We start from the raw sequence: 11,652 nt of genomic DNA on the forward strand, positions 1-11,652 counted from the left end.
CCCAAAGAAGAAAGCCCGTACGGCAGTGAAAGCAAGAATCCGCGAACTCATTCAAAACGCAGGAGCCAAAACAGCACAAGACTTAGTAAAACAAATCAATGCAGTACTAACAGGATGGGTGAACTACTTTCGAGTTGGAAACTCCAGCGGAGCATTTAGCGAAGTGCGTGATTATACGGAGATGAAAATCCGTACACTGCTGACAAGAAGGAAACGGCGACGAAAGCGTAGTATCGGATGGCAGAGATGGAGTAATGAATATCTCTATGGTGTACTGGGGCTCTACTGGGACTGGAAAGTCCATTCCCTTAAAAGTGCAGAGGGATACCGATGAAAGTGTCTGCCATTTGATAGGTCTCATAACCCTTTTGATGAAGTTTATGGGGTGAGCTGCTTGAGGGAAAACCTCACGAGCAGTTCTTATGGGGAGGGGCTGGAGACGGGTCATAACTGATACCGCGCCAGTTCTTTACCCGACAAATCATTTTTAAAACATGGAAATCAATTTTTCGTATTCATCACAATATAAATATAAAAAAGGAACGGTTAGAGTGTCATATTTACGGGAAATTAATTGCGCTCTTATTATCTTCTACAGTGATGTTTCAAATGCGGCAATTACTACTGATGAAAAAGCAGAAAGAACTGAGTGAATGGAAAGCCATGTATATGATTCATGATTATTTTCGAGTACTATATCACCAAATGCAACATCAATCGAATCAGTTAGCCAAAAGTTTTTTTCGCTTGTTCCATTTACTCGAGAAAAATGGACGGAAATCACATCGATATCGAAAAAAAACAGTATTTGATATCTTAGGGATTGCATACGAACAGCATCTTCCGAAATGAAAATGATATATTGTAAAAATTTTAGCCCGGGAGGGTTATTTAGCATGCTCTTTTTTATCATAATTCCTTTTATTGAAGTGCTAGGAAGAAAATTTTACATATTTCTACATTTGCTTCTTCTTAACTTGATGGCGATGGGGTACGGAAACGATTCAGGGAATGAGGGGCCACTCTGGAAGTTTATTCCTCTAATTGTTTCCGTACCCAGCCGACCTAAAAAGTAAAACTAAGTTCATGTTTTTTTATAATTAGTAAAATAGACAGTTAAATATTCATATAAAAAACCCGTTATATCAGTACATACACATGATACAACGGGTTTTTATGGGTTTAACATTTTCTTAGTTTTGTAAAACTCATTTTATTATCTTCATGTGTAATACTTTCTATAAATCCTAAAATAAAAACAAAACTGAAACTAGCCTTGTTCGTAAAAGTATCCTTTTACGAACAAAATAAATAAGAACAAGTTAGCTGAATTTTTGATATCTTCCAATGAAAATTTCTCAATACTGATACCCTCAATATTTGTATCTAAAATGTTGTGGCTATAATAGACTATATTTGTTGGGTAGAACCAATTTTAGGAAATTAAGTTTTATAGCTGTTCATTTTGTTTAGAGGAGTGATGTGTAGTGTCAAATGAAAATAATACCAAAGAAAATTTGAATACGCCTTTGATAAACGATGAGGAATTAATTCCGAGTGAAATTAAAGCTAGTGGTGCAAGAATATCATTTCCTGATTTTAATTTTTATAAAATCCGCACATTTTGTGGTAAGTATATTGATATACAAGATGGATCTACTGCTAACGAAAAAGCCGCTTTTCAATATACTGTGAACAATAGTGATAATCAAAGATTCTTAATTTTCACCCTTGATAATAATTATTCTGTAATTGCTGCAAAGCATAGTGGAAAAGTGCTGGATGTTATGGACCCGGGTCTTCCGGATATGCTTATACAATACGACTTTCAAAACGGAGATAATCAAAAGTTTTTTATAGCCAATGACGGAGCGATTGCAGTAAAAAGAACTGGGCGGGTATGGGATGTAATGAACGGATCAACTAAAGATAGAACACCAATTATACCCTATAATTATTCAGGATCTTCAAATCAAAAATTTAATCTAGAACTATCTGGAACAGCTTCCGTTAAACCACCACAATTGGATACTTTACCTAATGCCCCTGATTTTAGAACAAATGATTTAAATGAAATATTACCAGATAACACAACACCAGTTATTACACATGCTACATATTTACCTTATTTCATGGTAAAAGACCCTTATTACAATGCTCAACAAAAAATGCAAAATTCACCATATTATATCTTAGTGCGAAGACAATATTGGGAGAAGATAACCCAAAGAATAGTGGGAGCTGGTGAATCATATAAATTTGAACAAACGACCGGTGTCTCACGAACAGATCAAACTTCCATGACAGAAACAACAGAAATATCAATAGGCGCAGATTTGGGATTTATGTTTAAAGGGTTTTCTGCTGGGTTATCAACATCAATTACAAAGACACTATCCGTTACTAAAAGTACATCAACCACGGAATCAACGTCAAAAACAGAAACAGTGACGGATTCGAATCCATTTATGCATACAATAGCACGTGCAAAATATATGTTAATTAACGAATACTATGTAACGCGTGCAAATGGTCAATTGATAACATCAGGGGATGCAGCTTATTGGAAAGTACCAAATCCAAACCAAACAGTTACAAGAACTATTCCTCGATCATAGCAATAAATATGTATCTTACAAGACGTAAAACAAAAGGAGAGTCCAAAATGGACTCTTCTTTTGTTTTGTGTAAATTTCATATTCTCTAGTTATTGGATACCTCGACTAAGATGTCAATTCATTAATTGTTACCCACTCTCCACTGGTTATTCACTCTATTTACAGCTTTACTTTTGTTCTCTTTATTAGAGAAACAAAAAGAACTTGTAGAAATTAATACAAGTTCTTTTTGAGACAATGGAAATAATACGGCTGGTTCGTATCAATTTGCTATTTTCATACTTTTGTAAAACTCGTTTTCACTAAATGAACATTAAAAAAATTCACTTTCGAATTTTGTTTAAATTTTGAAATTGTAATTTAATCCCAGAGTGGCCCCTCATTCCCTGAATCGTTTCCGTACCCCATGTATGCATTTGTTCCACTTGTTCTTTTACTTCTTTTAGTTCCAGTTTCATTTCCATAAGTAACCGTAGAATAGCGTCTCCTTTATTCATTGCAACATACCCCTTTATCTTTCTATTATTTCTTTTCGATTAACTGAATTTGAAAAATATCTGACTCCGTTATACCCAACATCTTCATTTCATCTTTAAAGTTTCGCCAAGACTCAATTTTAATGGATTTTGTACTTTTATCCCTCAATGTGTACACTCTTATGTACTGTAATTCCTGTTTCTCATTTCTTTCCACTTTGTCTTCCTCCGTTACTTTTGATCGATATAATCATAGTATCTTTTTAACGAAAGTTTAGACTTAAAGCCTACTTCTTTTATAATTTCTTCCTCTGAAACATGATGCTCAATGAGTCGTAAAATGAACGTGTTCCGTAAGTGTTGCGCTGAGATCCCCTTACGTAAATTTGCTCGAGCAACTTCAAGTCGAATCATTTTTTGAACAGCAATTTCTGTTAAAGCTTTTGGTGCATCATTTTCATATACCCAACGAAATGTATTTCGATTATAATCGAATGCCACAAATAGTGGATCAGTACTATGATATTTTGGACGAACAGGTTCCGGAATGATTTTGTAATAGCCAAATAATCTCTTTTTATCATCTTCACTTAATACAATCGTTCTTTCTATCCCTATTGTTCCTGAAACTGTAATTGTATTGTTCTCAAAATGAACATGTTTCATTTGTAATCCCACAAGCTCTTGTAGTGATAGTCCATAGTTCAGAAGGAAATGTACAATGGAAATGTTTCGATCCTGAAGTATAGGACGAACAGCACTTTGCCTCTCGGTTAATCCGTCCAATGAGGTTAAAATATACTGTAACCTTTTTTCTTCCTCTTTCGAGATAAAATCCTCATCACGTAACGCACGATTTGGTTGAATACTCAATTGCATCTCATCTAACGGATTTGGCAGTTGTAAATACTGATACAGTCTATTTAAGACAATATAGACACGATGCATTGTTTTATCAGAGTACTGTCGTTGCTGTTTTAAATCATAGAAATATGCTTCATAATCCTCTGTACCAAGCGTCGTCCATATATTATGTAGAGGGGGTTTTTTAGATTTTTGCAACCAATGACCAAAGTCTTCAATATCATAAACATATCGTTTAATTGTGGAAGGCTTTCTCCCTTTATTTAATAAAAAGGAAGCAAAATGTTGTACTGTATCTTGGAATTCTGTTGTTGGCATAACCCTATCATCCTAATTTTTCTTTTAGTATATCAAATTTTACACATATTCCACCTACCTATTCATCCACTAAAAAATATGCAAAAAAAGATAAGACCAGGAACTCGGTCTTATCTATGCTGTAAGGGGTCACCATACATCGCCATCAACTTAAGAAATTGATTGTTCCCCAAAACGAAAAAAATGAGCCGAATTCTCATATATAACTGTAAAAAGGTAAAATTCTCGTTATGGGGGTGTCTTAAAATCTTAGCTTGATGGGCATGGGGTGGGACCCATTTTAGCAAAACCGGAGTGGAAATGATGAGTATAAATAGGGTTCTGGTGCAAAAAATTCAAGACTCTTGCAAGTAATCTCCTAAACTTGGACATACTGATAGTATGAATCTAAAAAAGGTGTGATCAGTATGGAAAAGGAAAATTTGTTTAAATGGAAGCATTATCAGCCTGAACTGATCTTATTAACAGTAAGATGGTACCTGCGGTACAATTTGTGTGGATTTGAAATAAAGTCGCGATGTTTATAAAAAAGATACGATGTTTTTAATAAAGTTGCGAAGCTTTGCCCCCTTTAGATATTTTTGCCTAAAGGGGTTGTTATTTATGTCTAAAAGAAAAAGAACATCTGAAATTGAAAAGTGAATGAAGCAAGGTCGAGGTTCAGGTATAGGTCCAGATTATCAGCCTTAGTTGAAGATTCAAGATGTTTCATCATTGGGTAAATCAACGAGATTAAGGGTATCAAAATAAAGCGTCAGCATGAATTTTTATCAGACTTGGAACGAAACCACTCTTTTACTTAATTGAATTTTCACGTTTATAGATAGATGGCAGAGAGAAATTTCCTTTATTATCTTAAATAGTACCTGTATTATTTCAATGATATACTTCCCGAAGAGGTCTCCAATTGCACTTTACGATCCCCGCTCCCAGATGTTCCTTTTGTTTCTTTTTTACCCTGTTGATGATTATCCAATACAAAGGCGACTGAACGTCTCCCGCTGTTGGATTTGAGGAGTAGCTCGGCATCTGGTTCATCCCCGTTCAAGGAAACGTCCACATTCCCACTTGTTGTAGTAACGTAAACCTCACTATGGAAGTGAAGGAAGTCAAGTTTTACGTTACCACTACTTCCATTAACTCGCAGGTTGTGCGTTTGTAGCTCCTTACCAACGACGCTGCCAGAAGTGCCATCGACTATGATTTCCCCTTTGAATTTAGTCGGAATTCGAACTTCCAATTGGGGCATCCGATTGATTTTAACCAAACGGGTTATATCATTTTTTACTCGAATTATTATTTTTCGTTTCTCCTTATCCATTAAAATCCCCGGACCATTGGCGTTTAAAAGTAAGTATGCTTCCACTTCATCTATATCCGCGGATACTACATTTATCTTCGTGCTTCCATGATCTATGTGAATAGTATCAACATTTTTAAGTGAAGCCATTTGAATGTCTTCACCTACCGAATCTGCCGTACAGGCACTTAAAAACATTACAGTAAGAATAGCCAATATGACAATAAAGTATTTCTTCATCTTTTAACACTCCTCTCGTTGGATACCATTATAGAAGGTAACGTCACGTCAATTTCAAGTTTTATATAGATTTGCTAATGAAAATTAAAAACATTCTAAAAAAACTTGAAATTTACGTAGCGTCATTTTGTATACTGATAAGTAACTACTATATATCCATTTTGATTTTTCGACATATAAATCACGACTATGGATAACAAAAGATGACCTGTACTCGTTTTTTCCTCTTTGTTTTCGCTTGGCATGGGGCACAGGAAAAAGATTTAACCGCTTCTATGTATGAACAGATGCTCTCACTCACCTAGAAAGAAGGATTTTATAATTTGCATTTATATATTTAGGTATATATGAATAAGAGAGATTAGGAAGGTAGGAGGTTTTCATATGAAACAGGGAGATATTATTATTTATGGATGCGTCATTATAGGTGCAGGTATTGGCCTGACACTGGATAATGCATTTCCTGGTGTACTGGTTGGCTTAGGAGCAGGATACTTGCTTAAAATTTTTTTGGGTAAAGAAGAATAAATGTGGAATGAAGAAAACAGTCGTTGACGATAGAATCTTAATATACAGAAAGGTAGGTTTATCGGTTGATACATATTAATAAGGTTAGGGAGCTGACAGGCGTTACAGTAAGAACACTGCGTTATTACGATCAAATCGGCTTATTAAAACCGGCATCCAAAACAGAGGGTGGCCATCGTTGGTTCTGTTGCAAAGTTTTTAAAACTAAGCTAAACTTTTGCAAAACAGAGTGAGGAGAATCATACATGAGATATTTTAAAGGAAAGCAATTTAAACAAGATATTATTTTGGTAGCCGTTGGCTACTATTGTCGCTTTTCTTTAAGCTATCGTGATGTCTCTGAAATTTTGAATGAACGTGGTGTTTCAGTTCATCCTACAACCATCATGCGCTGGGTTCATGAATATGGAAACCTTATCTATCAAATTTGGAAGAAGAAAAATAAAAGCATAGAACTATCTTGGAAATTGGATGAGACCTATATAAAAGTCAAAGGAGAATGGCGTTACCTGTACCGTGCAATTGATAAAGAAGGATACACATTGGATATTCAACTTCGTAAAAAACGGGATCATCAGGCTGCATATACCTTTATAAAAAGGTTAGTGAAAACGTTTGGAGAACCAACGGTTCTAACAACAGATAAAGCACCAGCATTACTTTGTGCATTCAAAAAATTAAAGGAACAAGGCTTTTATAAACGTACAACTCATTGTACAGTCAAACATTTGAACAATCTCATCGAACAAGACCATAGACATGTAAAAAGGCGTTTTGCCAAATCTGCAGGATTTCAAAGTATTCGTCATGCTTCACGTACCTTGAAAGGCATTGAAACCGTTCATGCTCTATATAAACGAAAACGAAGTTTGCAACAACCAAACTTCGTTTTTTCGACGTACAATGAATTACAACAATTACTAACGATTGCATAAAATCCATCTGCAATCATACCAACTTTTTATCTGTTAAGAAACTTTGCAACAGAACCGATTGGAACGATGTCCGAAAAAAACAGGTTTCCCAACAAAATCAGCAACCAAAAGAATCAGCTCAACCAAAACAGCCAAAGAAATTGAATCCAATCAGAGAGGTGGAGCGAAGTGTCTAATCTACCAACTATGCCCGACATACTACACATTTTGATTTGTGGTTTTATCCTTTATGTTCTATTTCATATTTGTAAATTTGTGTATCGGAAGATCCAGGAGCGAAGAGTACTGAAGCGAATGGCGAAGTCAGGTATTCACTATATAGATAGAATGGACGGTTACCAGTTTGAAGTGTATTTAAAAGCTCTTTTTCGAGAACTTGGATATCGTCCAGAAGTCACAAAACAATCCAATGATTTTGGAGCGGATCTTGTATTGAAAGGAAAAAATCGCATTGTCATCCAAGCCAAACGATATGGCATGAAAAATCGAGTTGGCATTCGTGCTGTACAGGAGATTTATGCAGCACAAGCTTATTACAAGGCTCATGAGGCGTGGGTTGTCACAAACAGTGTATATACAAAGCAAGCGAAAGAATTAGCGGAAGCGTGTCATGTTAAACTAATAGATCGTGTAGAGCTTCAAAAATTGATTAACAAAGTAAATCCAGAGTATTCAGCTGAAGATGTGTATCATGGTGTGGATCCTGCAGAAAGGAAATGCCCGGCATGTAAAAAGCATTTAGTTGTAAAAAATTCAAATAAAACAGGAAACAAGTTTTTGGGATGTTCTCAATATCCGAAATGTACACATACAGAACCAATTAAAAATTGAGCTGTGATGAAAATCCAGCTCAATTTTTAATTTTAGGAATTTATTATCAAAAATAGATCCTCTTTATAAAAAACGACCTTTCAGATTTGATTGTATAGTGTTTTCGTCAGTTTGATAAAGCAATATGTCTTGAATGGAATGAAATGCATTATAGTGGCTATTAAAGGCTTTAAAAGTGATTTGATGATTTTAGGAGGAAATAGAAAAGGCTAGTCGTTATTTGCGACTTAACCCTTTCTCAACGAGTTGGCGAATTGCTTCATTTCGATTTTTTAGCTTATTGTCATGCCAAAATTGTTCGATTTGCTCTACCTGTTCTTTTGTAAATGTCACTAAAATTTGAGTGTTCTTTTCTTTGTTAACAGCCATTCTAACCCTCCTCTATAAAAAGTATTATAAGTTATATAACTTATATTGACAATTGGAAAAACAAACAATAAAATAGTTATATGAGTTATATAACTATTTGAGAGGAGAAAAGAGAATGAGGAAAACGGTCAATAAAATGATGAAGGATCTTCAATTTCTTTTACAACATGGACAAATAGGTATTGATCTAACAGATTTGAGGTATCAAGCAATGTTGTGTGGTGCAGTAGAAGCGACTGGTAAAAAGTATGCCTTTTATATAAAGGAAGCTGATACAGCTATGATCTATTTAAAATTGGTTTAGCTGAAATGAGGTGAAATGATTGAAAGGCTTAATTATAAAATCACCTTACATCGAAAAGATTCTACAAGGTGAAAAAACATGGGAAATTAGAGGAACAAATACCAACATAAGGGGGAGAATTGCTCTTATTAAAAGTGGTAGCGGTACAGTACTAGGAACTGTTGAACTAGTAGCAAGTAGAAAATTGACGTTACATGAATATCAAACAAGTGAAGAATTCCATTGTATTTCTAGAGAGGATTGTTTTAATCCTCGATATAAAAATATCTATGCTTGGGTTCTTAGAAATCCTGTTACATTTTCAGCACCTCGACCATACAAACATCCGCAAGGAGCTGTCATTTGGGTGAACTTATAAGATAAAAGGGGGATATAGAATGAAAATTGGGGTATCTGAATGGAAAGCTTTAAAAAGGGAAACAAAGATGAAATTATTACGTTATGCGATGTTAGAAAGCAAATCTAAACAAGAAAAATAAAAGCTCTTTATTCGCTAAAAGGCCTCACCATACATGCCCATCAACTTAAGAAATTTTATTACCCCCAAGTGCAAAAAAATGTTATTCTTTCTAAACAACCTAGATTAGAAAGGATGACGTTTTTTGTGAATCTTTCGACTTAAGATGAACTACAACCATTTGCGGAAAAATTACAACGATATGTTACACCTGTATTCTTAAAAAACTTGCAAGAGAAATCGGATTGATAAAGCGAAAACGTAAGTTTTCTGATTCATAATAAACTTTGCAACAGGACCCTACCATCCTTCTCTTATCTTATCTAGAGGATCCCAAATTGACCAGGTTGCCTCTAACAAGTTTTCTTCATTATCTCTGAAATAAAAATATTTAGCTTCCCCTTGCCCTAATACCTTAATATCTTCAACTTCAATTCCCTTTTCTTTTAGCTGATTATGAGTATATTCAATATCTTCACAATTTAATGCAATCACAGGAAATGCTTTCTCATTTCTTATTATTTCTAAAGGATTGTTGTTCTCTGTTTGGATCAATAAAGTAGCAATTGCATTTTTATGAGGATAATGTAAAACTGCAATATATGACCCACGGTCTTCAAATTTATTAATTAATTTAAGACCTAGATTTTGAGTATACCATTTAATAGACGTATCAATATTTGTAGTTGGAATATAATTATGTCCTACCCTTGTAAATAAAAATTGTTTTAACATTCATCCCTACAACCTTCCGTAATTTTCTGAATAAAAACATTATAGCACATATGTTCTTTTGAAGTGAATTTTAATGGGCAGGGCCTCACCATATATTCCTATTAACTTAAGAAATTTTAATACCCTCAAATATAAAAAAGCGTTATCCTTTCTAAAAAAGCTAGATTAGAAAGGATGACGTTTTTTATGAATCTTTCGATTCAAAGTGAGCTACAATTATTTGCTGAAGAATTACATCGATATCTTACTTCTTTATTTTTAGAAGAGCTTGCTAGAGAATTAGCTTTTGTGCAACAGAAACATAAGTTTTCAGGTCATGATTTGCTACTCACAATATAAAAAGCTCAAATTTCTAAGCATTTAAATTGAGAGTGTTTTTTTCATTACTCCATAAACAGCTTCTTTTTTATTGAATATGTATCTTATTTCGGTATAACAGGGACCCAGAGTTCATGTCTCGGTTTATGTTTCGGACCGTAATAACATTCTATGCACGGTAAATTTGCAAGTTCATACTCAGAGGTTGGGACCCACTCAGAATATAAGCGTTTCCATGCATCCACTATGTTGGGAAAAACTGCCCATGTACTTGCAGGAATAATTAATGTTTCCATATCAGATGATACTTCCCCATCATATCTTACACCCATAAAGTAGGAAAACTCTTCATCTGTTATGGCAGCTTCTTTTCCACAAACCCCCAAAAGGCTTTCAAGCGTGCATTTTGGATTTTCCCATGACATATCTATTAATTCTTGCATAAATCCATCTTTTTTCGCAGTGTTCCAAAGTGTAGGGATTTTTTTAAATGCGCTGCTTGTTTTTACGGGTTTACTCTTTCCTACAATTCTTAACTCAAAATCGAGGTTTTCAATTCTGTAATCCATCTCGGTATCTCCTTTAATAGAAATTTGAAAGGAAATTTTCGGAAAGGCTTTTAACTGAACTCCTTTATTACGAGCATTAGAAGGGGTTATTCCATGCATTTTTTTAAAAGCACGTGAGAAAGCATCAGAAGAAACGTAACCGTATTTAATCGCCACATCGATGATCCGAATATCACTTTTTTGAATTTCAAATGCTGCAAGCGTTAAACGTCTTCGTCTAATATATTCTGAAAGCGACACACCTGAGATTGAAGAAAACATTCTTGAAAAATGAAATTCAGAGCACTTAGCTGCCTTTGCAATCTCCTTGTAATCTATTTCTTCATCCAAACTATTCTCAATGTAGTCCAATGCATTATTCATTCTTTCTAGCCAATCCATAAGTTTACTCCCTTTCAAATATTTACTTTAATACATAATAGATAATAATAACCGACATTTCATGCCTAAAAATGTCGGTACAAAAAATACACCCTTAAATAGAATGTAAAATAAGGGTGAACTATTTGTTCTCTGGTGTCTATATATTATTTTTATTTACTTCTATTATTTCTCTTTTAGAATTTTTATAATATTTTAATATAAATTGCCAATTCTTTTATATAAAATCATTCTTTTAATTCTAGGGTGATTTATCTAAAATATTTTATATTCTTATCTTTTTCTAGGTAACTTGTTTAGAAAGGATGACGTTTTTTGGTACTTGAGGGTATTAAAATCTCTTAAGTTGATGGGCATGGGGTCACCATATCATGCCCATCAACTTAAGAGTTGAAACAAAATGAACTTT

At 34.3% G+C, this 11,652-nt stretch carries 15 protein-coding genes and 4 pseudogenes; 12 read left to right on the forward strand and 7 right to left on the reverse strand.

All coding sequences use genetic code 11. From position 1 onward, the window contains the following. The 3 genes and pseudogenes from Y7E_RS30630 to Y7E_RS0128350 all read left to right on the forward strand — a co-directional run. Positions 1-334, forward strand: a 334-nt coding sequence (locus tag Y7E_RS30630; RefSeq protein ID WP_272942964.1) for a group II intron maturase-specific domain-containing protein, incomplete at its 5' end; no start/stop codon positions are given. Between the two features lie 143 nt (positions 335-477). After that, a pseudogene (locus tag Y7E_RS32405) lies at positions 478-852 on the forward strand (IS4 family transposase); the annotation flags it as partial. A 635-nt stretch (positions 853-1,487) separates the two neighbouring features. After that, positions 1,488-2,618, forward strand: coding sequence for an RICIN domain-containing protein (locus Y7E_RS0128350; protein ID WP_017154552.1), 1,131 nt, complete (start codon positions 1,488-1,490; stop codon positions 2,616-2,618). Between the two features lie 323 nt (positions 2,619-2,941). Here the strand turns inward: Y7E_RS0128350 and Y7E_RS33820 are convergent, their stop codons facing one another. From Y7E_RS33820 to Y7E_RS0128365, 3 genes are read right to left on the reverse strand one after another with little or no spacing between them, the layout of a single operon-like run. Further along, positions 2,942-3,115, reverse strand: coding sequence for a hypothetical protein (locus Y7E_RS33820; protein WP_017154553.1), 174 nt, complete (start codon positions 3,113-3,115; stop codon positions 2,942-2,944). A 25-nt stretch (positions 3,116-3,140) separates the two neighbouring features. After that, a complete protein-coding gene (locus Y7E_RS33825) occupies positions 3,141-3,311 on the reverse strand; it encodes a hypothetical protein (protein ID WP_017154554.1) in 171 nt (56 codons plus the stop codon). A 14-nt stretch (positions 3,312-3,325) separates the two neighbouring features. Continuing rightward, the gene (locus Y7E_RS0128365; protein ID WP_017154555.1) at positions 3,326-4,276 is read right to left on the reverse strand and encodes a tyrosine-type recombinase/integrase; all 951 of its coding nucleotides are present in this window, start codon (positions 4,274-4,276) and stop codon (positions 3,326-3,328) included. Positions 4,277-4,683: 407 nt separating this feature from the next. Here Y7E_RS0128365 and Y7E_RS33390 point away from each other — a divergent pair. Both Y7E_RS33390 and Y7E_RS34925 read left to right on the forward strand, forming a co-directional pair. After that, a pseudogene (locus Y7E_RS33390) lies at positions 4,684-4,770 on the forward strand (IS6 family transposase); the annotation flags it as partial. 148 nt (positions 4,771-4,918) lie between these two features. Beyond that, positions 4,919-5,096, forward strand: a pseudogene (locus tag Y7E_RS34925) (heteromeric transposase endonuclease subunit TnsA); the annotation flags it as partial. Positions 5,097-5,147: 51 nt separating this feature from the next. Here the strand turns inward: Y7E_RS34925 and Y7E_RS0128370 are convergent. Next, the gene (locus Y7E_RS0128370) at positions 5,148-5,816 is read right to left on the reverse strand and encodes a DUF4097 family beta strand repeat-containing protein (RefSeq protein ID WP_017154556.1); all 669 of its coding nucleotides are present in this window, start codon (positions 5,814-5,816) and stop codon (positions 5,148-5,150) included. Positions 5,817-6,200: 384 nt separating this feature from the next. Here Y7E_RS0128370 and Y7E_RS33830 point away from each other — a divergent pair, with 384 nt between their 5' ends. From Y7E_RS33830 to Y7E_RS0128385, 4 genes and pseudogenes are all read left to right on the forward strand, one after another. Continuing rightward, positions 6,201-6,344, forward strand: coding sequence for a hypothetical protein (locus Y7E_RS33830; protein WP_016133140.1), 144 nt, complete (start codon positions 6,201-6,203; stop codon positions 6,342-6,344). A 65-nt stretch (positions 6,345-6,409) separates the two neighbouring features. Further along, positions 6,410-6,529: pseudogene (locus Y7E_RS32410) on the forward strand (MerR family DNA-binding transcriptional regulator); the annotation flags it as partial. Between the two features lie 60 nt (positions 6,530-6,589). Then, positions 6,590-7,279 (forward strand): IS6 family transposase, encoded by a 690-nt coding sequence (locus Y7E_RS0128380; RefSeq protein ID WP_017150282.1) that lies wholly within the window; start codon positions 6,590-6,592, stop codon positions 7,277-7,279. A 168-nt stretch (positions 7,280-7,447) separates the two neighbouring features. Then, on the forward strand, positions 7,448-8,110 hold the full coding sequence (locus tag Y7E_RS0128385; RefSeq protein ID WP_026049388.1) for a restriction endonuclease: 663 nt from the start codon (positions 7,448-7,450) through the stop codon (positions 8,108-8,110). Positions 8,111-8,326: 216 nt separating this feature from the next. Here Y7E_RS0128385 and Y7E_RS33835 read toward each other — a convergent pair whose 3' ends face one another. Further along, entirely contained in the window at positions 8,327-8,479 is a 153-nt protein-coding gene (locus Y7E_RS33835; protein WP_017154558.1) for a ribbon-helix-helix domain-containing protein, read from the reverse strand. 115 nt (positions 8,480-8,594) lie between these two features. Here Y7E_RS33835 and Y7E_RS0128395 point away from each other — a divergent pair, with 115 nt between their 5' ends. Both Y7E_RS0128395 and Y7E_RS0128400 read left to right on the forward strand, forming a co-directional pair. Further along, the gene (locus Y7E_RS0128395; protein ID WP_017154559.1) at positions 8,595-8,783 is read left to right on the forward strand and encodes a hypothetical protein; all 189 of its coding nucleotides are present in this window, start codon (positions 8,595-8,597) and stop codon (positions 8,781-8,783) included. Between the two features lie 19 nt (positions 8,784-8,802). Continuing rightward, entirely contained in the window at positions 8,803-9,141 is a 339-nt protein-coding gene (locus tag Y7E_RS0128400; RefSeq protein WP_017154560.1) for an ASCH domain-containing protein, read from the forward strand. Between the two features lie 399 nt (positions 9,142-9,540). Here the strand turns inward: Y7E_RS0128400 and Y7E_RS0128410 are convergent, their stop codons facing one another. Further along, positions 9,541-9,975, reverse strand: coding sequence for a VOC family protein (locus Y7E_RS0128410; protein WP_017154562.1), 435 nt, complete (start codon positions 9,973-9,975; stop codon positions 9,541-9,543). A 186-nt stretch (positions 9,976-10,161) separates the two neighbouring features. On the opposite strand from Y7E_RS0128410, the gene Y7E_RS33840 reads away from it, so the two are divergent. After that, positions 10,162-10,314, forward strand: coding sequence for a hypothetical protein (locus Y7E_RS33840; RefSeq protein ID WP_017154563.1), 153 nt, complete (start codon positions 10,162-10,164; stop codon positions 10,312-10,314). Between the two features lie 83 nt (positions 10,315-10,397). Here Y7E_RS33840 and Y7E_RS0128420 read toward each other — a convergent pair whose 3' ends face one another. Then, positions 10,398-11,243, reverse strand: coding sequence for an AraC family transcriptional regulator (locus Y7E_RS0128420; RefSeq protein ID WP_017154564.1), 846 nt, complete (start codon positions 11,241-11,243; stop codon positions 10,398-10,400). Positions 11,244-11,652: the final 409 nt, after the last annotated feature.

The sequence above is a fragment of the Bacillus bingmayongensis genome, from assembly GCF_000299035.1.
In the GTDB taxonomy this organism is placed as follows: domain Bacteria; phylum Bacillota; class Bacilli; order Bacillales; family Bacillaceae_G; genus Bacillus_A; species Bacillus_A bingmayongensis.